Origin of the sequence: Spirillospora sp. NPDC127506, from assembly GCF_040302145.1 — a bacterium.
In the GTDB taxonomy this organism is placed as follows: Bacteria; Actinomycetota; Actinomycetes; order Streptosporangiales; family Streptosporangiaceae; genus Spirillospora.
This window is the reverse complement of sequence record NZ_JBEORG010000001.1, coordinates 134,985-159,380: the sequence shown is the minus strand read 5'-3', so window position 1 is coordinate 159,380 and position 24,396 is coordinate 134,985. Positions and strand designations below refer to the sequence as shown.

Genomic DNA, 24,396 nt, shown 5'->3' with positions numbered 1-24,396 from the left:
TCCGCCTGCTTGTCATGACTCGAGTACGAGGAAGGTCGGGGACGTGGACGACGAGGCCGAGCGGGAACGGGACACGTCCGGCACCGAGGAGGAGCAGGACGCCGCCCGCACGGCGACCGCCGAGTTCCGCGCCCCCGCGAAGGTCGACCTGACCCGCCCGGACATGGCGATCCGCCGCCGTTCGGAAGAGCCGCCCACCCCGACCTGGTACGTCCAGTTCCCGACGCCGCCCGAGACGCCCGCAGCAGAGGACGACGCAGCCGAAGCGTCCGACGCGGAAGAACCCGGCCCCGCCCCGTCCGAGCAGGACGAGGACCCGCCGGAAACCGAAGAAGCACCGCAACGCGACGACCGCGACACCGCAACGCCGCACCCGAGCACCGCGCCCACCCAGCCGACACCGCGCCCGAGCGCGCCGAAGCACGCCGCGCCCGCACAGGAGCGCCCCGGCGACACCACCGCGGAAACGCCCGCCGAACCACGTCGGCAACCACGCGAGGAGCCACGCCCCACTCCGCCGGAGAAGCCCCGGGACGAAGCGCACTCGGCCACCCGACCAGCGCAACGGCCACCCAACCCGCCCGCAGAAGCGGCACCCCGCAAGCCGCGCGACGAAGCACGCCCGGCCACCCAACCCACACGACAGCCACCCACCCCACCCGCAAAAGCCACACCGCAACAACCACGCGACGAAACACACCCGACCACCCAACCCACACGACGGCCACCCACCCCACCCGCAGAAGCGGCACCCCGCAAGCCGCGCGACGAAGCACGCCCAACGACCCAACCCACAGGACAACCACCCAACCCACCCGCAGAAGCCGCGCCGCAAAGGCCGCGCGACGAAGCACGCCCGACGACCCAACCCACACGACAGCCACCCACCCCGCCCGCAAAAGCCGCGCCGCAACAACCACGCGACGAAACACGCCCGGCGACCTATCCGATACGACGGCCTCGCACCGGCCCGCCTGCCGAGACGGGACCGCTGGAGTCCGGCGGCCATGCGCGCAGGCCGGGCAGCCGGCCGGCATCGCACGCGTCCACCCCGCCCGAGGCGCCGCCCGCGGGGTCTGGCGGCCGGTCGGCGCATCGGGCGCCGGCCCGGGACGCGGCACCGCCCGCAGACGCGGCGCCGCAGGCGGGGCGCGGGAACGCGCGGCCGGGCGCGGCGCCGCAGCGGGGCAGGCATGCGGCGCCGTCCGCCGGGACACCCCGGCAGGGCCCTCCGCCCGGTGCGCAGGAGGGCGCTCCGGGGGCAAGGGGCGCCTCGGCCGGTGCGCAGGGTGTCCCGCCCGCGGCCGCGCCGCCGCAGGGTGCGCCTTGGCGCGTGGATCCCTCGAAGAACCGTCCGGGCAACGAGGGCGCGCAGGCGGCGCCGGTACGGGAGCGGCCGCACGAGGCGTCGCCGCAGCGGGCGTTGCCCGCCGCGCCACCGCCGGACGCCTCTGTCACGCGGGTCGAGCGGCTGCCGGCCGTGCGGGGCTCCGGGGAGTATCCGGCCCGGTCGTCGGGGCAGTGGAACGTGCCCTGGGACGGCGCCGCACAGCCCCCGGCGCAGCCCCCCGTGCAGCCCCGGCCCCCCGTGCAGCCTTCGGCGGAGCCGCGGCGGAAGGGCAAGCGGCGGCGCGGGCTCATCGTGCTGGTGGCGGCGCTGGTGCTGCTCGTCGGCGTCGCCGCCGGCCAGCTCATCCGGCCCGTCCCGCAGCCCACGATCGAGCTGGCCATCGCGTCCAGCCACGCGTTCCCGGGGCAGGCGCCCGCGCTGCCGTGGCCCACGGCGGGGCAGGCCGCCGTCTACGTGGAGGGCCTCGGGATGATGGGGTCCTCGGGCGGGACGGCGCCGACGCCCACGGCGAGCGTCGCGAAGGTGATGACGGCGTACGTGTATCTGCGCGACCATCCGCTGGAGCCGGGTGAGCCGGGGCCGGTGCTGACGGTGTCGCCGGAGGCGGCGGCGCAGATCCCGATGCGCAAGAAGCGGGACGAGTCGCTGCTCGGCGTCACCGCGTACCAGAAGCTGACGCAGCGCAAGGCGCTGGAGGCGCTGCTGATCATCTCGGCGAACGACGTCGCGCACGAGCTGGCGCGGTGGGACGCGGGCAGCGAGCAGGCGTTCGTCGCGAAGATGAACGCGACGGCGGGCGAGCTCGGCATGACCGCCACGCACTACACCGATCCGAGCGGGTACGACGCCGGCACCGTGAGCACGGCGCAGGACCAGGTCAAGCTGCTGCGGGCCGCGATGAAGGTCCGGGCGTTCACGGAGATCGTCAACAACCGGGCGTACGTGCCGGACGGCGGCGGCGCGGCGCGGGAGGGCGGCAACTTCCTGCTCGGGCAGCACGGCGTCGTCGGCGGCAAGACCGGTTACACCGACGCGGCCGGCGGCAACTTCGTGTTCGCCGCGCGGGAGAGCGTCGCGGGCGTGCCGACGCTGATCATCGGCGCGGTGATGGGGCAGCGGTCGCCGAGCGCGGCGGGGGCCGTCAGCGCGGCGGGGCGGCTCGTCACCGCGGCCGAGGGCGCGCTGACCGCGGTGACGCTGGCGCCGAAGGGGGCGCGGGTCGCGCGGGTCGACGACGGGCTCGGCGGGACGACGCCGCTGCGCGCCGCGGCGCCGGTGACGGTGGTCGGCTGGCCCGGCCTGACCGTGCCGGTCGGCGTCACGGGCGACCCGCCGCACGAGGCCGGCGGCGGCCAGAAGGTCGGCGCCGTGACGGCCGGTGCGGCGACCGTGCCGCTGCGGCTCGCCCGGAACCTGGACGAGCCGTCCTACCTCAAGCGGCTCATCCGCCTCGGCTAGGCGTAGAGCGCCGACAGGAAGCGGATCAGCAGGGCTTCGCGGGTCGCGGGCGGCAGGCCGTCCAGGATGGTGTTGACCACGGCCATCTCCGGTTCGCCGCCGCCCTCGAGGTCCACGCCGACGGAGGCGAGGAGCCCCGCGAAGCCCGCGTCGTCGAGGCTGTCGAGGTCCAGGTCGGCGAGTGCCGCGACCAGGTCGGCCGGGACGTCCGGCGGGCCGGCGGCGCGGGCGGCCTCGGCGGCGCCGGTGAGCGCGTCGAGGAGCGCGTCGACGTCGCTGACGCCGGTCAGCGTGAAGTGCAGGTTCGGCGGGATGCCCTGGTAGGAGAGCTGCGGCTGGAAGAACCAGCCGCGCCGCCTGGCCTCGTCGGCGATGACGAACACGTCCAGCGAGGGGTCGGACGAGGCGACCGCGACGAGCGGCGCGACCGGCTCGCCGAGGACGCGCAGCCCGGGTACGGCGGCGACGCCGGCGATCAGCCGCTCCGCCGACTTCATCGCGTTCTCGGCGAGCTCGCGGTACCCCTGCGCGCCGACGGCGTTGAGGGTCGCCCAGGCGGCGCCGAGCGGCCCGGCGCTCTTGCTGCTCTGGACGGTCGCGTTGATGACGGTGTACCCGGGCCATTCCGCGGACGCGAAGTAGGCGTGCCGGCGGTGCGACTCGTCCGCGAACAGCACGACCGAGGCGCCCTTCGGCGAGTACCCGTACTTGTGCAGGTCGCAGGAGATCGACGTCACGCCCGGCACGGACAGGTCGAACGGCGGCACGTCGCGCCCCGCGTCCCGCAGCCAGGGCAGCACCCAGCCGCCGACGCAGGCGTCGACGTGGCAGGGCACTCCGGCGGCGGCCGCGGCGGCGGCGATCTCCGGGACCGGGTCCATGACGCCGTGCGGATAGGACGGGGCCGACGCGACGACGAGCGCCGTGCGCGGCGTGATCGCGGCGGCGGTCGCGGCGGGGTCGGCGCGGTACCCCGCGTCCACCGGCACGTGCACGACCTCCAGGCCCAGGTAGTGCGCGGCCTTGTGGAACGCGGGGTGCGCGGTCGCCGGCAGGACGATCTGGGGCCGCCCCTCGACCGGGTGGGCGTCCCGCGCGGCCTTCACCGCCAGCATGATCGACTCGGTGCCGCCGCTGCTGAAGACGCCGGAGCCGCCGCCGAGCTTGGCCGCGACGTACCCGACGATCTGCCGTTCCAGCGCGACGATGCTGGGGAACGCGGTCGGGTCGAGGCAGTTCACCTCCAGCATCTCGTGGTAGGCGGTGGCGGCGAGGTCGTGGACGGCCTCGCGTCCGGTGTCGTAGACGTAGGCGGTGACCTGGCCGCCGCGCACGGGCAGGTCCGCGTCCCGGAGCCGGGCGAGCTCGGCCAGCAGGCCGGCGGGGGCGCGGCCCGCTTCGGGAAGGGGATCAGACGGCATTTTCCTGGGCTTCCTCTACGGGTCGGCGGGCGGCGGCCCGCCGGAACGCGAGCAGCGGCGGAACGCTGATCAGCAGCAGCAGGGCCGGGACGATGGTGAACCCGACGCCGATGCCGGTGATGGCCGACGCCGGCTGCACGACGGGGGTTTCGAGGTCGGAGGAGTGGAAGGACGTGGCGGCGAGGATCAGCGCGAACACGCCGGGGCCGAGGGCGAGCGCGCCGGTCTCCGCGGCGGTGTAGAGCCCGGTGAAGGCCCCGGCCTGCGCGTGGCCGGTGCGTCCGGTGTCGGCGTGGACGGTCTCCGGCAGCAGCACCAGCGACAGCAGCTGCATGGCCGCGTAGCAGACGCCGACGAGCCCGGCGCAGACCAGCACGCCCGCGGTGGACGTGATGACCGGGTAGGCCGCGACGCCCGTCACGGCGAACAGCAGCACCCCCACCACGTAGCACTCGACGACCCCGTACTTCCGCGACAGCCACCGCCACAGCGGCACCGCGAACGCGCTGGGCCCGACCATGCACACGAACATCGCCGAGGTGAGCCCGTAGTCGTCCAGCCGGTAGGTCGCGACGTACGGGGCGCCCGCCAGCATGATCCCGACGGCGAGGATCTGCAGCACGGAGGCGCCGAGGAGCAGGAAGAACGGCCTGTTCCCGCGCGCGGTGCGCAGCGCGGCGACCAGCCCGAGCGGGCGCGGGCCGGGGCGGGACGGGATCCACCGGTTCGCCAGCGTGCTCCCGATCATGGCGGCGCCCATGGCGAGCCCGATCACCCCGCCCATCAGCGCGTATCCGGCGCGGCCGCCCCCGGCGGCCTCGGTGAGGGCGGGCGCGAGACCGCCCGCGACGAGGATGCCGAGCGTCAGGCAGACGACGCGCCACGCCATCGCGCGGCCCCGCTCGGACGGGTCCGCGGAGATCTCGGCGGGCAGCGCCACGTACGGCACCTGGAAGCAGGCGAACGCGCTCGCGGCCAGCAGGAACGCGACCCCGGCCCAGGCCGCGGCGATGCCCGGGGAGTCGACCGGCACGGCGAACATGGCGGCGAACAGCAGCGGCAGCGCGGCGGCGCCGAGCAGCAGCAGCCGGGTGCGGCGCCCGGTGCGGACGGCCTCGCGGTCGCTCGCGGCGCCGACGATCGGGTTGAGCAGCACGTCCCACGCCTTGGGCACGACGAGCACGGCCCCGGCGATCGCCGCCGAGACGCCGAGGACGTCGGTCAGGTAGTACAGGAGCAGCAGCCCCGGGACGGAGGAGAACACGCCCGTGCCGACCGAGCCGACGCCGTAGCCGAGGAGGCGGCGCCGGGGCAGCGCCGTGGCGGCCGGCGCGGTCATCCGCTGACCTGGTCGGACATACCGATCGCCTGGGCGACGGTGCGGCGCATGTGGCGGCGGAACCGGGCGACGGCCTCGGGGTCGTCCGGGCCGCGGCGGTTCCCGTCGGCGTCCAGGACGCCGCCCGCCCCGAACCCGTGCGTGGCCCAGACGACCGTCCACACGACGTACTCGACGTCGACGTCGTCGGGGACGACCTTGCGCGCGGCGTCGGCGACCATCACCATCAGCGGCCGGACGTACTGCTCCTCCAGGTGGGCGACGTCCGCGGCGTCGGACAGCCACCGGTGCATCCACAGCGCCGGGATCTCGGGCCGCGTCATGCAGAAGTCGATGTAGCGGTCGAGGAGGGTGAGGATGCCGTCCACGTCGGGGGTGATCTCCTCGATCGCCGACGACAGCACCGCGCGCTCCTGCTCGTGGGCGCGCTCCATGACCGCGAGGTAGAGGTCGCGCTTGCCGCCCACGTGGTAGGCGACGGTGGCGACGTTGAGCCCGGCCGCCTCCGCGATCATCCGCGTGGACGTCCCGTCGTAGCCGAGCGCGGCGAACAGCCGGGTGGCGGCGTCGAGGATCCGCTCTCGACCGGAGTCGTTACCGGTCATAGCCTCAAACTAGGCGGTAACCCCCAAGTCGGTCAATCGATTGATTGATCGTCCGGCGGTTCGGTGAGCCACACGGTGAGCACCATCTCCATCTCCAGCCGCGTGTCCGGGTCGTACAGCCGCTCGCCGAACAGCTCCTCCAGCTGGTGCAGCCGGTACCGCACGGTCTGCGGGTGGACGTGCAGCCGGTGCGCGACCTCGGTGGCGTTGAACCCGTTCTGCAGGCAGGACAGCAGCGTCCGCATGAGCCGCTCGCGGTGCCGGGGCCGGACGCTCTTCAGCGGCGCGAGCCGCAGGTCGGCGACCGCGCGCACCAGCTCCTCGTCCTTGAACACGACGAGCGCGGGCATGTGGTCGGCGCAGCGGACCAGCCGGTCGGACGGCAGGATGCCGCGCCGCGCGAGCGGCAGCGCCTCGCGGGCCCAGCGCAGCGACTTGGCCGCGTCCTCGGTGCGGACGGTCGGGCCGAGGGCGGCGATCCAGTCGCGCAGCGCCGACTCCAGCATCCTGCCGCGGCCCGGCCCCTCCGGGTCGGGGACGAGGAGGCAGGGCTCGCGGCGGTTGACGTCGGCGAGCACGTCCGGCGGCAGCGACGGGTGCGAGAACGGCTGCCTGCCCCGCTCGTACAGGACGACCGCGGCGACCGTGCGCGGGACGCGCCACTGCGCGAGCCGGGCGACGTCGGCGACGGCCTGCGGGGAGGCGGGCGGCTCGGCGAGCAGCATGTCGAGCAGCCGGCGGCGGCGGTGCTCCAGCTCGCCGGCCTCCTGCGCGCGGGCCTCGGTGTAGCCCTCGGTGGCGGCGCGGGCGATCTCGTCCAGGAACGCGAAGATCGCCTCGGCGATGCTGGCGAGGGTGCGGCGGGAGACGTTGTACCGCTCGGACTCCGACGCGAGCCGCCGCCACGCGACCCGGGCGCCGAGCCGCAGCGACGTCTGCAGGATGTCCAGGCTGCGGCCCTCGCGGGCCTCGGCCCGGCCGATCTCCCGGTAGACGGCGGCGACCGGCTCCCACGAGCTCTCCGGGTCCATGATCAGGTCGACGAACTGGCGGAGCGCGCCCTCGACGGCGAGCCGGACGAGCCGCGCGTACTCCTCGTCCTGCGGGCGGGAGTACTCGGGGATCCCGGCGAGGATCTCCTCGATCATCTCCTCGGCGAGGGCGTCCAGGTGGGGCCGGAACACGCCGGACAGCTCGCTCGGCACGCCCGCCCAGGGCTTCAGCGGTGAGCCTTCCTGAAGGGTCGTGGTCACCGTTCGCACCTCCCGCCACGGAAGCTACCGACGGCGCGCCGGGCGGGCTGCACCACCGGCGACGCATTGCGGGGCGGCACTTATAAGCCGGGTGACAATTCCGGCACGGCGGACACTAGCTCCAGGGAGGACACCGCGGTGTCCGGCCCGGTCAGGCGCGGCGGGCGCTCGGCCCGGCGAACACCGCCACGGCGCCGAGCCCGAGGTAGATCATGCTGGTCAGGTACCGCTGCCGCCGCTGGAACGCCGGGCGGGCGCGCAGCCAGCCGCCGATCGACCCGGCGGCGAGGGCGTAGGCGATGTCGCTGACCAGGCCGATCAGCCCGGTGGCCAGGCCCATGACCGCGATCTGCAGCGGCACGGCGCCGGCGTCCTGGTCGACGAACTGCGGCAGGAACGCCAGGAAGAACAGCACGACCTTCGGGTTGAGGACGTTCACCAGCGCGCCGTCCAGGTAGACGCGGTGGATCGGCTGCGGCGCGAGCTCCATCTCGCCGAGCCGGTGGCGGCTGCGCAGCGTCCGGTAGGCCAGGTAGACGAGGTACGCGGCGCCCGCGTAGCGCAGGAACCCGAAGGCGGTGGCGGACGCGGCGACGACGGCGGACAGCCCGGCCGCGGCGGCGGCGATGTGCACGAGCGTGCCGGTCTCGACGCCGAGCGCGGACACCACGCCGGCGCGGCGGCCCTCGCCGATGCTGCGCGTGGTGATGTACAGGTGGTTCGGGCCGGGGATGGCGACCAGCGTCAGCGCGGCCAGCAGGAACAGCAGCGGATTGGTCATGCGAGAACGCTAGGGAGCGCAGTGGTCCTGCCTCTAGATCCAATCAGGGCCGCGGGACGTGGACCAATCAGGTGGGCGAGGCGGCGGAGAGCGCCCCGGCCAGCACCAGGCGGCCGGACTTCCGGACCATCGTGGCGACGTCCTCGACGGGCTGCCGCAGCGACGCGAGGCTGATCAGCGCGGCGAGCAGGATGTGCCCGAGGACGAGCTCGACGTCCTCCCGCTCGGGCACCGGGTCGCCGATCGCCGCGGACAGCCGGTCGCGCAGGTACTGGAACAGCACGGTGCGGGCGTCGTCCACGCTGGAGTCGTCCGAGGTCACCGCCTGGATGATCGCGGACGTCAGGGTGGGCTCCTGCGCCGCGACGTACACGATGCGCTCCAGCAGCGCGGTGAGCCGCTCCAGCTGCGTGTCGCCCACCGCGAGCGCGTCGATGTCGTCGGTGACGTGGTGCGCCCAGGCCGCGGCGACCTCGGTGAGCAGGTGGTCCTTGGTGGCGAAGTAGCGGTAGACGGTCGCGCGGGCGACGCCGGCCCGGTCCGCCACGTCGTGCATGGTGACGGCCGGGTATCCCCCTTCCAGCGCGAGCTCCCTCGCCGAGTCGATCAGCCGTTCGCGCCGGGCCTGCTGGTCCTTGCTCAGCGTCCGCGTCACGGTGAACTGCGCATCGCTGCTCAAAACGCCTCCTCGCTGTGGCCGCCCCCATTCTTCCGCACATTGACACCGAACGCGTGCACCAAGGGTCTTCCTCCTCTTTACGGCCCGCGCGCGCCGGGACAACATGGACCTAGCACTTGCTTGGGTGAGACGTTAGTCTCGACTCACGTCTCCACCAAGGCGCGGCACATGCCCCACTCCCCATGAGCCCCCCGTCCGACGCGCATCCCGAGGAGTGAGCCATGGACATCGACCTTCTCGACGGCGAGATGTACGCCACCGACCCCTGGTCCGTCTACGCCCGGCTCCGCGCCGAGGCGCCCGTGTACCACGACGAGGAGAACGGCCTGTGGGGCATCGCCCGACACGCCGACGTGTTCGCCGTCGAGCGGAACCCGCGCGTCTGGACGAACTCCGGCGGGTACCGCCCGCAGCTGCCGGCCGACCCGTCCATGATCGGGCAGGACGACCCGGAGCACGCGCGCCGGCGCCGCATGGTCTACCGGCGCTTCACCCCCCGGGGCGTCTCCCGCTACGCCGACCGGATCCGCGCCACGGCCGTCGACTGCATCACCGCGGCCCTGGAGGCGGGCACCGTCGACGCCGTCCCCGCCCTGGCCGCGCCGCTGCCCGCGCGCGTCATCGGCTGGCTGCTCGGCTTCCCCGAGGACGCGTGGCCGCAGCTCGTCCACTGGTCGGCGACGGCCGTCTACGCGGGCGGAGGGCGGCGCTACATCACCGACGACGCGACGATCGCGGCCGGCGAGTACGCGCTCGCCGTCCTGGAGATGGCCGAGGACCGCCGCGCCCGCCCGACCGGCGACCTGCTCTCCGTGTGGTCGAACGCGGGGCCGGACGAGCCCGCCTACGACGACGACCACCTCGCCCACGAGGCCCTGCTGCTTCTGGTCGGCGGTGCGGAGACGACGCGCACGGTCATCGCCACGGCCTTGGACGCCCTGATCCGGCACCCGGCCGAATGGCGGAAGCTGCGGGACGACCCGTCCCTCGTCCCGGACGCCGTCGAGGAGTTCGTGCGCTGGACGACGCCGATCCTCAACATGTGCCGGGTCGCCTCGGCCGACGCCGAGGTCGCGGGCGTGAAGATCCCGGCGGGCGGGCAGGTCCTGCTCATGTACGGCTCGGCCAACCGCGACGAGGCCGTCTTCGACGATCCGGACGTCTTCGACGTGACCCGCCGCCCCGGCGACCACATCGCGTTCGGCCTCGGCCCGCATTTCTGCCTGGGCGCGTCCCTGGCCCGGCTGGAACTGCAGATCTTCTTCGAGGAGTTCATCGCGCGCGTGGCGACCGCCGAATGGGCGGACGACGAGGGCCCGCGGATCCTCCGCAACGCCTTCGTCCGGGGCGTCACCGAATTCCCCGTCACCCTCACGCCGCGCTGAATCAACTCATACGGCTGAATCAACTCATACGGCTGAATCAACTCGTGCGGCTGAATCAACTCGTGCGGCTGAATCAACTCGTGCGGCCATTCGACTCGCGCGGCTGAATCAACTCGCGCGGAGGAGCACGAGCGCCCTCGGCGCCGGTGGTCGCGTTCGGCCGTCGGCAAGAGCGCCGGGGTGGCGGAGGCGGCGGCATGTTATCGCTAACAGAAGCAGCCGGGACGCCCCGCGTCAAGGCCGCATGAAAGTTTCACGGCGCAGCCGGCCATCGCTCCAGGTAAAAGGCGCGGCACTGAATCTCCGGAAATACACCCTTGACACTCGCGGCCGCGGTTTCGAAACTCGATCACCGAGCGGACTCCGCTGCCGGGGTGGTGGGGAGCATCATGCACAAGGAGTAAATGATGTCCCCACCCCCATTCGCCGTGCGCCGCACCCGCCTGCACCGCAGGAATGTGATCGCGGCGGCCGTGCTCCTGCTCGCCTCGGCGGTGACCGGGCTGCTGACCGCGCAGAACGCCCGGGGCGCCGTCGCGTGCAAGGTCGACTACAAGGTCACGGCCCAGTGGAACAACGGCTTCACCGCCGCCGTCACCATCGACAACCTGGGCGACGCGGTCAACGGATGGGAGCTGAGCTGGACCTTCGGCTCCGGCCAGCAGATCACCCAGATCTGGAACGCCGTCAAATCCCAGTCCGGGTCGGCGGTGACCGCGAGCGACGCCGGCTACAACGCGGCCGTCCCGTCCGGCGGCAGCGTCTCCTTCGGATTCAACGGATCGTGGAGCGGCTCCAACCCCGTGCCCGGCGCGTTCTCCCTGAACGGCGCGGTCTGCACCGGTGAGCCGGGCCCGACGTCGACCGCGACGCCCCCGGACGACACCGGAACGCTTCCGTCGAGTTTCACGTGGCATTCCAGCGGCGCGCTCATCGCACCGAAGTCGGACGCCTCCCACAACGTCGCCGGAATCAAGGACCCGTCGGTCGTCTACGCCAACGGCAAATGGCACGTGTTCGCGAGCACGGCCAACTCGTCCGGCTACAACCTGGTCTACACGAGTTTCACCGACTGGTCGCAGGCCGGGTCGGCGCCGCAGTACTACCTCGACCAGAGCGGCATCGGGACCGGATACCGGGCCGCGCCGCAGGTGTTCTACTTCGCGCCCCAGAAGAAGTGGTACCTCGTCTACCAGACCGGCAACGCGTCCTACTCGACGACCAGCGACATCAGCGACCCCGGCTCCTGGTCGGCGCCGAAGAACTTCTACTCCGGAATGCCGGACATCATCCGGGACAACATCGGCAGCGGCTACTGGGTCGACATGTGGGTGATCTGCGACGACACGAACTGCTACCTGTTCTCGTCCGATGACAACGGACACCTGTACCGGTCGCAGACCAGCCTCGCGAACTTCCCCGACGGCTTCTCCGAGCCGGTGATCGCGATGCAGGACTCGAACGCGTACCGGCTCTTCGAGGCGAGCAACGTCTACAAGGTGCAGGGCACCGACCGCTACCTGCTCCTCGTCGAGGCGATCGGCGGCGACGGCCGGCGGTACTTCCGCTCCTGGACGTCCACGAGCATCGCCGGGTCGTGGACGCCGCTCGCCGCCGAGGAGAGCAACCCGTTCGCCCGCGCGAGCAACGTGACCTTCGACGGCACGCCCTGGACGAGCGACATCAGCCACGGCGAGATGATCCGCGCCGGGACGGACCAGACCCTGACGATCAGCCCGTGCGACATGCGGTACCTGTACCAGGGCAAGGATCCCGACGCGGGCGGCGACTACAACTCGCTGCCGTGGCGGCTCGGCCTGCTGACCCAGACCGGCTCCGCCTGCTGACCGGCGTGCTCAGCCGGTCCGGGGCGACACCAGGCCGGACTCGTAGGCCAGGACGACCAGCTGGGCGCGGTCGCGGGCCCGGAGCTTGATCATGGCCCGGTTGATGTGCGTCTTCGCCGTCACCGGGCTGATCACCATCCGGGCGGCGATCTCGTCGTTGGACAGGCCCTGCGCGGCCAGGGCGACGGCCTCGCGCTCCCGGTTGGTCAGCTCCTTCAGCGCCGTCCCGGCCCCCGGGTCGAGCGGCTGCGCCACGTACCGGCTGATCAGCATCCTGGTGATGGACGGCGCGAGCAGCGCGTCGCCGCGCGCGGCGACGCGGACGGCGTGCAGGAGGTCGTCCGGCTCGATGTCCTTGACCAGGAACCCGGCGGCGCCGGCGCGCAGCGCGTTGAACACGTACTCGTCGAAGCCGTAGTTGGTCAGGATGACGACGTGCACCCCGGCCAGGGCGGGGTCGGCGGCGATGCGCCGGGTCGTCTCGATGCCGTCCATGACCGGCATCTGGATGTCCATGAGCGCGATGTCGGGCAGGTGCTCGCGGGTCAGCGCCAGCGCCTCCGCCCCGTCCGCGGCCTCGGCGACCACCTCGATGTCGTCCTCGGCGTCGAGCAGCGCGCGGAACCCGCCGCGCAGCAGCGACTGGTCGTCCACCAGCAGGACGCGGATCACGACGGCCGGCCCACGGGGAACTCGGCCTGCACGCTGAAGCCGCCCTCGCTGCGCGGTTCGGCGCGCAGGCGGCCGCCGAGGGCGGTGACGCGCTCGCGCATGCCGAGCAGCCCGGTGCCCGGCACCGGCGCGGCGCCGGGCGCGGCCTTGCCGTCGTCGTCGACCCGCACGGCGAGGGTGCCCGGACGGTAGTCGATCCGGATCGTCGCCGTCTCGGCGGCGGCGTGCCGGGCGGTGTTGGTGAGCGCCTCCTGGACGATCCGGTAGGCGGTCCGGTCGACCGCGACCGGCACGTCGTGCCGCTGCCCCTCGATCGTGAGCGTCGTCTTCAGGCCGATCCCCCGGGCGCGTTCGACCAGCTCCGGGACGTGGTCGAGCCCGTGCGGCGGGATCCTGGCGTCGTCGCGGAGCGTGTCGAGGGTCGCGCGCAGCTCCCGGTTCGCCTCGCGGGCGGCGTCGCGGATCGCCAGCAGCGCCTCCGGGACGTGCTCGCCGCGCTTGCGGGCCAGGTGGACGGCGACCCCGGACTGCACCTTGATGATCGAGATCTGGTGGGTGAGCGAGTCGTGCAGCTCCCGCGCGATGTGCAGCCGCTCCTCGGTGGCGCGCAGCCGGGCGGCCTCCTCCCGGGTGCGCTCGGCCTCGTCCGCGCGCCGCTCGGCCTGCCGCAGCGCCTCGCCCGCGGCGCCCGCGGCGACCAGCCAGGCCAGCTCCAGGACGCCGCGGGCCCGGGTGAACGCGTCGCCGACGGACCCGTCCGCCGGCGAGGCCATGATCGCCAGCGGCAGGACGGCCAGCAGGACCGCGCTCACCGCGACGGTGACGATCCGGTGCCCCGACCGGAAGGCGGTGTACACCGCGAACAGGTACGCGACGGCGGGCACGTCGAAGCCGATCGCCTGGTATCCCGCCGCGCAGAGCCCGGTGGCGGCCAGGACCGGTATCGGCGCGCGGCGCCCGGCGGCCAGCGCCAGGCCGCTCGCGGCCACCAGCGCGTAGCCGAGCCAGGCGAGATCCGTGGCGGGGTGGTCCTCGGCGAGCGCGGTGGCCAGCAGCACCGCGGCCACGAAGACCGCGATCGCCCAGCCGCTGCCCCTGGCCCACAGCCGCCGCAGTCCTGTGCTCATACGCGAACCCTAACCAGGTGCCGCCCGGGTGCGGCTCATGCTCGCAGACGAGCCGCCCGCTACTGCGGACGCAGTACTTCCGCGGCCTCTGCAATTCCCGCGGTAACGGGCTGCGCCGCCGGCGGTAGCGCGAATTGCATGCGCTCGGCGGACGACCCGCACCGTTCCCGGAAGGCAAGATCGACTCACATTCCCTCATCGGATGTGAGCGACTTATGGAAGAAATGAGATCGACCGAGACTCCCCGTGCGGGCGGAGCCTTGGCGGGGCTCGCCCGCTTCTGCTACCGGCGCCGGCGCCTGGTCCTGCTGGCCTGGATCGCCGGCGTGCTCGCCGTGGCGGTCGCCGGATTCCGCTTCGGCGCCGCACCCGACAACGACTTCTCCGGCGGCGGCTCCGGCTCCGCCAAAGCGCAGGAACTGCTCGAAAAGCACTTCCCCGAACGGCAGGGCGACACGCTCACTCTCGCGATCAAGGCGGAAAAGGGAATCGACGACCCCGCCGCGCGGCGGACCATCGAGAAGGTCATCGCCGACCTGGACGCCTCGCCCGTCACCGGGCCGGTGGCGTCGCCGTACCAGCACCGGGAGCTGGTGACCGGCGATCGGCGGATCGCCCGCACGACCGTCCCGCTGACCGACGGCGACCCGGAGAAGGCGGACGTCAAGTCCCTGGTGACCACGGTCAAGGACGCGTCCGGCGGCGGGGTGACGCTGGGGCTCGGCGGGGAGCAGGCGGAGAAGGCCGAGACCCCCGCGCAGGGCCCGGCGGAGAGCATCGGCGTGCTGGCGGCGGCGGTGATCCTGTTCGTCGCGTTCGGGTCGCTGGTGGCGATGGGCCTGCCGATCGTGACCGCGCTGACCGCGATCCTCGGCGGCATCGCGCTGATCAAGCTGGTGGGGCACGTGGTCCCGGCGCCGGACTTCACCGTGCTCGTCGCGGTGCTGATCGGGCTCGGCATCGGCATCGACTACGCCCTGTTCATCGTGACCCGCTTCAGGGAGGCCCGGCAGGACGGCGACGACCCCGAGGCCGCCACCGCGAAGGCGATCGCCACGGCCGGCCACGCGGTGCTGTTCGCCGGCACGACCGTCATGATCGCGCTGCTGGGCCTGGTCGTCATGGGGCAGCGGCTGATGACGGGCGTGGCGATCGCCGCGTCGGTGACCGTGCTGGTCACGATGGCCGCCGCGGTGACCCTGCTGCCGGCGTTCCTGGGCTTCACCGGGCGCCGGATCGGCCCGCTGCGGCGGCCGCGCCGGGGCGGCGGGCAGCGCCGCACCCCCGCCGAGCGGTGGGCGGGCATGATGCAGCGCAGGCCGCTGGTCGCCGCGGTGCTGGCCGGCGCCGGCCTGCTGGTGCTGGCCGCGCCCGCGCTGTCGATGCGGCTGAGCTTCCCGGACGCGAGCGTGCAGCCCCACGACCGGAGCAGCTACACGTCCTACGAGATCCTCGCGGAGGGGTTCGGCCCCGGCTACGGCGCGCCGCTGGTCTTCGCGACCGAGGCCGGCTCCGGGGGCGCCGACCTGCGTCCCGTCGCCGGGGCCGTCGGCCGCACCGAGGGCATCGCCCTCGTCACGCAGCCGGAGGTCAGCAGAGACGGGCGGGCCGCGTTCTTCATGGCCTTCCCGGAGACCGGGATCCAGGACGAGGCGACCCCGGCCCTCGTGCACCGCCTCCGTGACGGCGTGCTCCCCGACGACGTCTACGTGGGCGGGCCGAACGCCACCGCGATCGACTTCGCCGACGAGGTCGGCTCGCGGCTGCCCTACATGATCGCGGTCGTCATCGCGTTGTCCCTGTTGCTGCTGGTCGCGCTGGTCAGGTCGGTCACGATCGCGGTGCAGGCGGCCGTCATGAACCTGCTGTCGATCGGCGCCGCCTACGGCGTGATCGTCGCGATCGTCCAGTGGGGGTGGCTCGGCTCGCTCTTCGGGTTCCCGGCCGAGATGCCGGTCACCGCGTGGGTGCCGATGATGATGTTCCCGCTGCTGTTCGGCCTGTCCATGGATTACGAGGTCTTCCTGGTCTCGCGGATCCGGGAGGAGTACGAGCGCACCGGCGACACCCGGGCGGCCGTCACCCGCGGGCTCGCGCGCACCGCGAAGGTCATCACGGCCGCGGCCGCCATCATGATCTGCGTCTTCACGACGTCCCTGCTCGGCCCGGACGTCTCGGTGAAGCAGATCGGCCTGGGCATGGCCGTCGCCGTGCTCATCGACGCCACCGTCGTCCGGATGGTCCTCGTCCCGGCGGTGATGGAGCTGTTCGGCAAGGCCAACTGGTGGCTCCCCGGCCGCCGGACTCCCCGGCCGGCCGCGGCCCCGATGCCGCGGGTCGGGGAAGAGGTCGGAGCCTGACCTGCGGTGCCGCCGCACGCACCAGGGCCGCGGGCGCCGTCCGGCGCCCGCGGCCCTGGTGCGCGGTGCGCGTCAGCCGAACTGGCCGGGCTGGTAGTCGCCGGCCGGCTGCTGGGTCATGACGTTGCCGCGGTTGAAGGCGTTGATGACGGCGATGACGCACACCAGCGCCGCGAGCTGCTCGTCGTCGTAGTGCTTGGCGGCGTTCGCCCACACGTCGTCGGGGACGCCGCCGGCCGCGTCGGCGATCCGGGTGCCCTGCTCCGCCAGTTCCAGGGCGGCGCGCTCGGCCTCGGTGAACACCGTGGCCTCGCGCCAGGTCGCCACCAGGTTGAGGCGGGTCGCGGTCTCGCCGGCGTGCGCGGCCTCCTTGCTGTGCATGTCGACGCAGAACGCGCAGCCGTTGATCTGGCTGACGCGGAGCCGCACGAGCTCCTGCGTCGAGCGCGGCAGCGTCGAGTCGGGGATCGCGTGGCCCGCCGCGACGAGGTGCTTCAGCACCTTGCCCATCACCGGGCTCTCGAACAGGTTCAGGCGCGGTTCCATCGTGCTCTCCTCACGTTCTCGCGGTTGCACCCTCACGACGGGACGGGCGCGGAGGTCTGTGACACCTCCCGGATGTGACGTGCGCCATGCCGCCGCCCATGTCACAGTCGGCCGGGCCGTCTCGTCCCCGCTTGTAGAGACCGATTCAGGGAAAGGTGATGGTCATGCGAGTGTTCGTGGCAGGCGGGACGGGCGTCCTCGGCCGCAGGCTGGTGCCGCAGCTGCTGGAGCGCGGCCACCAGGTGACGGCCACGGCGACGAGCGAGGCCAAGCTCGGCCTGCTGGAGGACATGGGCGCGGACGGCGTCGTCATGGACGGGCTGGACGCGGCCTCGGTCAACGAGGCGGTCGCGGCCGCCCGGCCGGACGTGATCGTCCACCAGATGACCGCGATCTCCGCGGCGCACGCGGGCAAGGCCGACATGAAGCACATGGACCGGTGGTTCGCGGGCACCAACCGCCTCCGCACCGAGGGGACGGACAACCTGCTGGCCGCCGCCGAGGCGAACGGCGTCCCCCATTTCGTCGCGCAGAGCTACGGCGCCTGGAACGGTATCCGCGAGGGCGGCCGGGTGAAGACCGAGGAGGACCCGGTCGACCCGATGGCGGGCACCCCCGCCGAACCGGGGATGAAGGCGATCCGCCACGTCGAGGAGGCGGTCCTCAAGGCGGGCGGCGCCGTCCTGCGCTACGGCTGGTTCTACGGCCCGGGCGCCATGGACGACCTGGTCGGGCCGGTGCGCAAGCGGCAGTTCCCGGTCGTCGGCGGAGGCACCGGATACTGCTCGTGGGTGCACCTGGACGACGCGGCGTCCGCCACCGTCCTCGCCGTGGAGCAGAAGGCGCGGGGGGTGTTCGCGATCGTCGACGACGAGCCGGCCCCGGCCGCGGAGTGGCTGCCCTACGTGGCCGAGTGCGCGGGAGCGAAGCGCCCGCTGAAGGTCCCCGCGTGGCTGGCCCGCCCCCTGGCCGGCGACGTCGCGGTGATCATGATGACGGAGGGGCGCGGGTTCTCCAACGCCAAGGCCAAGCGGGAACTCGGCTGGGAGCTGCGCTACCCGTCCTGGCGGCAGGGCTTCAAGGCGGAGCTGGCTTGATCAGCCGCGGGGCGCCCCGCTGCCGTCGTAGCGCCGCCTGGCGCGCTCGACGTGCTCCAGGTTCGTCTCGGCCCACTCGGAGAGGTGGGCGAAGAGGGGGCCGAGGCTGCGGCCGAGGTCGCTGATCTCGTATTCGACGCGCGGCGGCACCTCGGGGTGGTAGGTGCGGACGACGAGGCCGTCGCGCTCCAGCTGGCGCAGGCGCTGGGTGAGCACCTTGGGGGTGATGCCCTTGATGCGCCGCTCCAGCTCCACGAACCGGTGGCGGCCGAACGTGTGGAGCGACCAGAGGATGGGGGTCGTCCACCGGCTGAACACGATGTCGACGACCGGGGAGACCGGGCAGGCCAGCTCGGGATCGGTCACGGCATCGGCCGCCGCACGGGTCATGGCGCACCCCTCTGAGGTAGTCGCTTTCTTCTAGGTACCTACTATACGGAGGCTGTTAGCGTCGCCGTCATCGCGCAGAACACGAGAGAACGCGGGGAGTTGCTCATGATCGTGGTGACGGGGGCGACCGGGAATGTCGGGCGGCCGCTGGTGCAGGCCCTGGCCCGGGCCGGGCAGAAGGCGACGGCGGTGTCGCGGGGGAGGAGCCCCGTTGACCTGCCGGACGGGGCCGCCCACGTGCGCGCGGACCTGACCGAGCCGGACACGCTGCGGCCCGCCCTCGACGGCGCCGAGGCCCTGTTCCTGCACGACGGCGGCGCGGGCGGCCACGGGTTCGATCCGAAGGCGGTCCTGGACGCGGCGGAGGCCGCCGGTGTCCGGAGGGTGGTGCTGCTCTCCTCGCAGGGCGTGGCGACCAGGCCGGAGTCGCCCTCGCACGGAGGCGTCATGCGGGCGATCGAGGAGGCGGTGCGCGGATCGGGCCTCGCCTGGACGATCCTCCGTCCCGGCGGCTTCGCGTCCAACGCCTACGCATGGGCGGAGTCGGTGCGCACCGAGCGGACCGCCGCCGCGCCGTTCGGCGACGTCGGCATACCGGTGGTCGATCCGGCGGACATCGCGGAGGTCGCGGCCGCCGCCCTCCGCGAGGACGGGCACGAGGGCCAGGTGTATGAGCTGAACGGGCCGGCGGCCGTGACGCCCCGGCAGCAGGCCGAGGCGATCGGCGCGGCCCTCGGCGAGCCGGTGCGGTTCGTGGAGCTGACCCGGGCCGAGGCGCACGCGCGGATGTCCGCGTTCATGCCGGAGCAGGTCGTGGAGACCACGCTGGCCGTCCTCGGCGAGCCGAACGCCGCCGAACTGCGGCTCAGCCCGGACGTCGAGCGGGTGCTCGGCCGCGCGCCCCGCCCCTTCGCCGAATGGGCCAGCCGCAACATCGAGGCCTTCCGGTAGGGCTAACGGCGTTTGCGCTGGGCGCGGCGCTCTTCTTCGACCGCGTCGAAGAACCATTCCGGGAGGACGCCTCCGGCGCGGAGCGCCTTCCGTTCTTCGGGGGTCAGGCGCTCGGCCGCGACGTCGACGGGAACCGCGTAGGACTTCAGGCGTCCGCTGGACGCGTCCTGGCCGATCTCGCGGGCGAAACCGGTCGAGCCGCCGCCTTCCATGCCGCCGTTCGCGCGCCGGTTGGGAACCGCGGCACCGAGAATCCGGAGAGGGGCGGTCCACCAATTCCTTGATCGCCGGGCCAATTCGGGAACTGCGGCCTCCCAGGCCAGCCGGGAATCCTGGACCGGCCTGTTCGCCACCCAATTCTTGGGACGTGCGACCGCCATTGAGCACCTCTTTCCGCCGCGGGCTTCCGGTGGATCCTACTCCCGCGGGGACGGGCGGCATCCGCGCGCGGCGGCTCGCACGGCGGTCCCCGGCCGGTCGCGGGGCGGTCGGCGGGCCGCCCCGCGACGGGCCGCGGCGCGTCCGGCCTCCGGCGGAAGGAGGAGGCCGGACGCGCCGGACCAGGGGCTGCGGCGCGGCGCCCGGAGGCGGCGCGCCCCGGGCGAGGGGTCAGGCGACGTCGAGGTCGCGGCGGCGTTCGGCCCACTGCAGGGAGTGGCGTATGGCGTCCTCGATGGTGTACTCGGGCTTCCAGGAGAGGAGGTCCCACGCCTTGTCCGGCTTGACGTAGGCGCCGACGACGTCGCCGGGGCGGGCCGGGGCGTCCTCGGCGACGAAGGAGTCGCCGACCACCTCGCGGAAGGCGGCGACCAGCTCGCGGACGGTGGTGCCGTCCCCGGTGCCGAGGTTGATCACCTCGTACCGGGGGTGGTCGCCGACCGGCGGGATGATCGAGTCGAAGCGGGCGGCGGCCTCGTAGAAGGCGCGGGCGATGTCCCAGACGTGGATGTAGTCGCGGATCGCGGTGCCGTCCCGGGTCTCCCAGTCCACTCCGGTGATCTTGAAGGGGACGCCGAGGGCGTGGCACTCGATCATCTTGCCGAGGGCGTGCGTGGGCTTGCTGCTCTGCAGGCCGGTGCGCAGCCGGGGGTCGGCGCCGATCGGGTTGAGGTAGCGCAGCGAGATGACGCGGAAGTCGTAGGCCTTGCAGAAGTCCTGCAGGAGGAGCTCCGCCATCATCTTCGAGCGGGTGTACGGGTTCTGCGGTTCGAGGAAGGACGTCTCGGTGACCGAGAGGTCGGGCTCCGGGCGGTACATCCCGGCGGTGGACGCGAAGATCATCCGGTCGCAGCCGTTGCGCACGAGGTGGCCGGCGAGGTCGAGGGTCTTGGACAGGTTGACCCGGTAGTAGCGCAGCGGGTCGGCCATCGAGTCGGGCACCACGATCAGCGCGGCGCAGTGGACGGTCGCGGCGATGTCGGGGTGGTCGCGGAAGATCTCGTCGACCAGGTCGCCGTCGCCGATGTCGCCCTTGTAGAAGATCTTGCCGGCGGCGAACTCGGACCGGCCCGTGACCAGGCTGTCGAGCACGACGGGCGTGACGCCGCGCTCGGCGAAGGCGGAGGCGATCGTGCTGCCGATGAACCCGGCTCCCCCAGTGATCAGCACTTTCATGTGGCATCCCCTGCAGGCCAGTGCGTCCCCTGAAATGACACGCACAGGATCCGCAGGCGGTCGCGGACGGTCAATGTCCCGCACGGAAGGTGACCGGGTTAGGACGCCGGTGAACCGGACGCGGCGCGAGTGCGTCCGCGCACGCGACCCTCCCCCGCGGCCGGGTCCGGACGGAGTACAGCGTTTGCAGGATCCGCCCGGCGCGCGCAGCGGTCATGGTCGGTGGATGGAACCGATCCGCGTCCTCATCGTGGACGATCACGCGCTGTTCGCCGAGGCCCTCGCGGCGCGGCTGGGGCGCGAGCCCGATCTGGTGATCCTGCCGATCGCCGCCGACGTGCGGCGCGCACTCGCGCTGGCCGCCACCGAGCGCCCCCGGGTGCTCGTCCTCGACCTGATGCTGGGCGCCGAGAGCGGCCTGGACGTCCTGGACCGGGTCCGCGCGGACCACCCGGACGTCCGCGTCGTCGTGCTGACCGCGATGAGCGACCCGGACGCGATGGTGCAGGCCGTCCGGCGCGGCGCGGTCGGCTGGCTGGAGAAGACCGAGAGCGCCGATCTGGTGGCGCGGGTGATCCGGTCGGCGGCGCGGCAGGGCGGGTGGATTCCGCCGGACGTGCTGGGCGACGTGCTGCGCAGGCTCGTCCGGGAGGGCGGCGGGGCCGAGAGCTCCGGCCTGCTGGCGGAGCTGACGCCGCGGGAGCGCGAGGTGCTGCAGTGCATGGTGGACGGCCTGGGGCGCGCCGAGATCGCCGAGCGGCTCGGGCTGTCGGCCAACACCGTCCGGACGCACACGCAGAACCTGCTGGCGAAGCTCGGGCTGCACTCGGCGCTGGAGGCGATCACGCTCGCCATGCGGGCCGGCATGCGGCCGTCCGGCTGACTCCCAGGGCGTCGGCGCCCCTGGTGCAAAAGGCGTAGTCCGGGGTCGTCGTTTGGGCGATTGCTCCGCTGAAGCCCCTCCTTACGCTCGCCGTGACGAACCCGGAGGGAATCGTGGAGATCGACGAGGTCGCGGCGCGGGTGGTTCGCAGCTACTGGGCGCTTCTGCTGGTCATGACGGTGGTCCCGCTGGTGCTGGTGGGCCTGGTGATGGGCGGGCAGGAGCCGCCGTCGGTCGCGAAGTCGCGCCTGCAGGCGAGCAGCCGCGCGACCGACGCCGCCCCCGGGGACGCGGGCGTGTCCATCGTGGTCAGCCAGGTGAAGGCGTTCGCGACCAGCGAGAACCTGCTCACCGAGGTGCTGCGGCAGCAGCGGGTCGACCGCTCGACGCTGAAGGTCGCCAAGGCGATCGAGGTGACCGGGCTCGGCACGTCCACGATCGTCGAGCTGTCGGTGAAGGACCCCGACCCGGAGGTGGCGCGGCGGCTCGCGGACGCGATCGGCGCCGCGGTCGTCAAGGAGATCAACACCTCCAACCAGGGCGCGATCACGCAGCAGATGGACCAGATCGACAAGCGCGTCCGGGAGCTGGAGAAGAAGCTCGGGCCGCTGTCGCGGCGGGCGAACGCGCAGCCGAACCCCGACATCGGCGCCGCGAACGAGCGGGAGCGGGTGCAGGCGGAGCTGACCGACCTGCGCGCGAACCGCTCGGACCTGCAGACGCAGCTGTCCACGGCGGGCACGGCGTCGGTGGTGCAGCCGGCGGTGCTGGCGCCGCGCACGAACCCGGTGGTCATGATGGCGTCGATCGCGGGCCTGGTCGGGCTGATCGGCGGGATCCTGATCGCGGTGGTGACGGAGATGGTCCGTCCCACGATCCCTGGGCAGCGGCGGGTCGCCCGGCGGCTCGGGGTGCCGCTGCTCGGCTGGGCCGACCGGGGGCCGGCGCAGCTCGCCGACCTCGGGCGGCGCATCCGGCTGGCCGCCAAGAAGGAGGGCGTCGGGCGGGTCACGCTCGTCGGCGCGCCCGGACCGCTGCCCGCGGACCTGGTGTCGGCGGTGGCGTCCGCGGTGTACGGGGACGACACGAAGGTCGTCACGGCCCGGCCCGGGAACAAGGACGAGCCCGGCGACGACGGCGGCGGCGGGCCGTCGCTGAACAGCAGCGGGCCGGGCGGGACGAAGAAGAGCACCTCGGTGGTCCGCGCCGGCGGCACCGCGGTGATGACGAAGAAGTCCGAGGTGTCGCCCTCGGAGGTCACCCAGCCGGTTCCGGTGCGCCGGCTCTGTCATGTGCACGCGTTCGAGGACGTCGATCCGGGCTCGGACGAGGTGGTCGGCGTGGTCGTGGCGGTCGGGCCGGTGACGCGGGTGGCGGGGCTGGAGACGGTCCGCGATCTGGTCGCCGCGTCGGGCTGGCCGCTGCTCGGCGTCGTCGCCACGTCCCGGAAGGTCTCCGCGTCCCGGAAGAGCAGGGGGTAGCCAGATGAGTTCGTCCGTTCCGTTCACGGTCCCGCCGGTGGCCGGCGAGGTGTCCGACGCGGTCGTCAAGGTGCTCGACTCGGGCTGGATCACGACGGGCCCGCAGACCGCCGCGTTCGAGCAGGAGTTCGCCGACCACCTGGGCGCCGCGCACGTCGTGGCGGTGGCGTCGTGCACGACCGCGCTGGAGCTGTGCCTCCGCGCGCTGGACCTGCCGCCCGGTTCGGCGGTGCTGACGCCGAGCCTGACGTTCTGCGGCGCGATCAACGCGATCCTGCACGCGGGGCACCGGCCGGTGCTGGTCGACATCGACGAGGACACGCTGGTGCCGAGCCCGGAGACGGTGAAGGCGGCGGCCGGGCGCGCCGCCCCGGCGGCGATGATCGTCCAGAACCAGGGCGGGTACCCGGTGGACGTGGCCGCGCTGGCGGAGGCGGCCGGGCTCGACCGGACGAGGGTCGTCGAGGACGCCGCCCACGGCCCCGGCGCCGCGCGCGGCGGCAGGAACGTCGGCGCGGAGTCGTTCGCCGCGTGCTTCTCCTTCTACGCGACGAAGAACCTGCCGATCGGCGAGGGCGGCGCGGTGGCCTCCAGCGACCGGGAGTTCGCCGACAGGGTCCGCGCGATGCGGATGCACGGGATGAGCAAGGACTCCTGGAAGCGCTACCTCCCGGGCGGCAGCTGGCGGTACGACGTCAAACGGGTCGGGCTGAAGGCGAACATGACCGACGTCCAGGCGGCGATCGGGCGGGCGCAGCTCGCGGCGCTGCCGGGCTGGCAGGAGCGGCGCGCCGAGATCGCCGCCCGCTACGACGCGGCGCTGCGGGACCTCCCCGGCGTGGTCCTCCCCCAGCGGAACCTGGCCGGGATCCGGCACGCCTGGCACCTCTACCAGGTCCGCGTCCCGGACCGCGACGCGATCAGCGGCGAGCTGGAGGCGGCGGGCGTCGCGACGTCCGTGCACTTCATCCCGGCGAACCAGATGACCGCCTACCAGGAGATCCTGGGCGCCGAGGAGTGCGCGCGGGTGCCGGTGACCGACCGGGTCGGCGAGGAGCTGCTGTCGCTGCCGATGTACCCGGGGCTGACCGACGACGGCGTCGACCTCGTCGTCGCCGCGCTCACCGAGGCGTTGCGGACGCGGACCCGGGACTGA

General features: G+C 73.2%; 21 protein-coding genes. 9 read left to right on the top strand and 12 right to left on the bottom strand.

Going from position 1 to position 24,396, the window contains the following annotated elements; translation table 11 throughout:
* Positions 1 to 1,333: 1,333 nt before the first annotated feature.
* Entirely contained in the window at positions 1,334 to 2,809 is a 1,476-nt protein-coding gene (locus tag ABTW95_RS00670) for a D-alanyl-D-alanine carboxypeptidase family protein (protein WP_500223419.1), read from the top strand.
* Here the strand turns inward: ABTW95_RS00670 and ABTW95_RS00665 are convergent.
* From ABTW95_RS00665 to ABTW95_RS00640, 6 genes are all read right to left on the bottom strand, one after another.
* Positions 2,806 to 4,230, bottom strand: coding sequence for a pyridoxal phosphate-dependent decarboxylase family protein (locus ABTW95_RS00665; protein WP_500223417.1), 1,425 nt, complete (start codon positions 4,228 to 4,230; stop codon positions 2,806 to 2,808). The genes ABTW95_RS00670 and ABTW95_RS00665 overlap by 4 nt on opposite strands.
* Positions 4,220 to 5,569: an MFS transporter gene (locus tag ABTW95_RS00660; protein WP_500223415.1), complete on the bottom strand. Its 1,350-nt coding sequence runs from the start codon at positions 5,567 to 5,569 to the stop codon at positions 4,220 to 4,222. Before ABTW95_RS00660 ends, ABTW95_RS00665 begins: the two co-directional genes overlap by 11 nt.
* Positions 5,566 to 6,174 (bottom strand): TetR/AcrR family transcriptional regulator, encoded by a 609-nt coding sequence (locus tag ABTW95_RS00655; protein WP_396453967.1) that lies wholly within the window; start codon positions 6,172 to 6,174, stop codon positions 5,566 to 5,568. The genes ABTW95_RS00660 and ABTW95_RS00655 overlap by 4 nt, the downstream gene beginning before the upstream one ends.
* A 32-nt stretch (positions 6,175 to 6,206) precedes the next feature.
* The gene (locus ABTW95_RS00650) at positions 6,207 to 7,427 is read right to left on the bottom strand and encodes a PucR family transcriptional regulator (protein ID WP_500223413.1); all 1,221 of its coding nucleotides are present in this window, start codon (positions 7,425 to 7,427) and stop codon (positions 6,207 to 6,209) included.
* Between the two features lie 151 nt (positions 7,428 to 7,578).
* Positions 7,579 to 8,208 (bottom strand): LysE family translocator, encoded by a 630-nt coding sequence (locus tag ABTW95_RS00645; RefSeq protein ID WP_396447645.1) that lies wholly within the window; start codon positions 8,206 to 8,208, stop codon positions 7,579 to 7,581.
* 67 nt (positions 8,209 to 8,275) lie between these two features.
* Positions 8,276 to 8,887: a TetR/AcrR family transcriptional regulator gene (locus ABTW95_RS00640; protein WP_396447646.1), complete on the bottom strand. Its 612-nt coding sequence runs from the start codon at positions 8,885 to 8,887 to the stop codon at positions 8,276 to 8,278.
* Between the two features lie 221 nt (positions 8,888 to 9,108).
* On the opposite strand from ABTW95_RS00640, the gene ABTW95_RS00635 reads away from it, so the two are divergent.
* Both ABTW95_RS00635 and ABTW95_RS00630 read left to right on the top strand, forming a co-directional pair.
* On the top strand, positions 9,109 to 10,272 hold the full coding sequence (locus ABTW95_RS00635) for a cytochrome P450 (protein WP_396453966.1): 1,164 nt from the start codon (positions 9,109 to 9,111) through the stop codon (positions 10,270 to 10,272).
* Positions 10,273 to 10,679: 407 nt separating this feature from the next.
* A complete protein-coding gene (locus ABTW95_RS00630) occupies positions 10,680 to 12,119 on the top strand; it encodes a glycoside hydrolase family 62 protein (RefSeq protein ID WP_500223410.1) in 1,440 nt (479 codons plus the stop codon).
* Positions 12,120 to 12,128: 9 nt separating this feature from the next.
* Here the strand turns inward: ABTW95_RS00630 and ABTW95_RS00625 are convergent, their stop codons facing one another.
* Complete coding sequence (locus ABTW95_RS00625; protein WP_396447650.1) at positions 12,129 to 12,791, bottom strand: response regulator; 663 nt, start codon at positions 12,789 to 12,791, stop codon at positions 12,129 to 12,131.
* Positions 12,788 to 13,918 carry a sensor histidine kinase gene (locus ABTW95_RS00620; protein ID WP_500223407.1) on the bottom strand — a complete coding sequence of 377 codons (1,131 nt, stop codon included), beginning with the start codon at positions 13,916 to 13,918 and terminating at the stop codon, positions 12,788 to 12,790. The genes ABTW95_RS00625 and ABTW95_RS00620 overlap by 4 nt, the downstream gene beginning before the upstream one ends.
* Before the next feature lie 224 nt (positions 13,919 to 14,142).
* Between ABTW95_RS00620 and ABTW95_RS00615 the strand changes: the two genes are divergently transcribed.
* Complete coding sequence (locus ABTW95_RS00615; protein ID WP_500223405.1) at positions 14,143 to 16,278, top strand: MMPL family transporter; 2,136 nt, start codon at positions 14,143 to 14,145, stop codon at positions 16,276 to 16,278.
* 72 nt (positions 16,279 to 16,350) lie between these two features.
* Here the strand turns inward: ABTW95_RS00615 and ABTW95_RS00610 are convergent, their stop codons facing one another.
* Positions 16,351 to 16,824: a carboxymuconolactone decarboxylase family protein gene (locus tag ABTW95_RS00610; protein WP_396447653.1), complete on the bottom strand. Its 474-nt coding sequence runs from the start codon at positions 16,822 to 16,824 to the stop codon at positions 16,351 to 16,353.
* A gap of 164 nt (positions 16,825 to 16,988) precedes the next feature.
* Between ABTW95_RS00610 and ABTW95_RS00605 the strand changes: the two genes are divergently transcribed.
* Positions 16,989 to 17,921 (top strand): NAD-dependent epimerase/dehydratase family protein, encoded by a 933-nt coding sequence (locus tag ABTW95_RS00605; RefSeq protein ID WP_396447654.1) that lies wholly within the window; start codon positions 16,989 to 16,991, stop codon positions 17,919 to 17,921.
* Here ABTW95_RS00605 and ABTW95_RS00600 read toward each other — a convergent pair whose 3' ends face one another.
* A complete protein-coding gene (locus ABTW95_RS00600; RefSeq protein ID WP_500223403.1) occupies positions 17,922 to 18,311 on the bottom strand; it encodes a winged helix-turn-helix transcriptional regulator in 390 nt (129 codons plus the stop codon).
* A 105-nt stretch (positions 18,312 to 18,416) separates the two neighbouring features.
* Here ABTW95_RS00600 and ABTW95_RS00595 point away from each other — a divergent pair, with 105 nt between their 5' ends.
* Entirely contained in the window at positions 18,417 to 19,262 is an 846-nt protein-coding gene (locus ABTW95_RS00595) for an NAD(P)H-binding protein (RefSeq protein ID WP_500223401.1), read from the top strand.
* A gap of 2 nt (positions 19,263 to 19,264) precedes the next feature.
* On the opposite strand, the gene ABTW95_RS00590 is transcribed toward ABTW95_RS00595, so the two are convergent.
* Together ABTW95_RS00590 and galE are read right to left on the bottom strand one after the other, a co-directional pair.
* Positions 19,265 to 19,642, bottom strand: a complete 378-nt coding sequence (locus tag ABTW95_RS00590; RefSeq protein WP_396455075.1) for a hypothetical protein — start codon at positions 19,640 to 19,642, stop codon at positions 19,265 to 19,267.
* 229 nt (positions 19,643 to 19,871) lie between these two features.
* Complete coding sequence (gene galE, locus ABTW95_RS00585; RefSeq protein WP_500223399.1) at positions 19,872 to 20,876, bottom strand: UDP-glucose 4-epimerase GalE; 1,005 nt, start codon at positions 20,874 to 20,876, stop codon at positions 19,872 to 19,874.
* 226 nt (positions 20,877 to 21,102) lie between these two features.
* On the opposite strand from galE, the gene ABTW95_RS00580 reads away from it, so the two are divergent.
* From ABTW95_RS00580 to ABTW95_RS00570, 3 genes are all read left to right on the top strand, one after another.
* A complete protein-coding gene (locus ABTW95_RS00580; protein WP_396447809.1) occupies positions 21,103 to 21,759 on the top strand; it encodes a response regulator in 657 nt (218 codons plus the stop codon).
* Positions 21,760 to 21,851: 92 nt separating this feature from the next.
* Positions 21,852 to 23,240, top strand: a complete 1,389-nt coding sequence (locus tag ABTW95_RS00575; RefSeq protein WP_396447808.1) for a YveK family protein — start codon at positions 21,852 to 21,854, stop codon at positions 23,238 to 23,240.
* Between the two features lie 4 nt (positions 23,241 to 23,244).
* Positions 23,245 to 24,396, top strand: coding sequence for a DegT/DnrJ/EryC1/StrS family aminotransferase (locus ABTW95_RS00570; protein ID WP_500223397.1), 1,152 nt, complete (start codon positions 23,245 to 23,247; stop codon positions 24,394 to 24,396).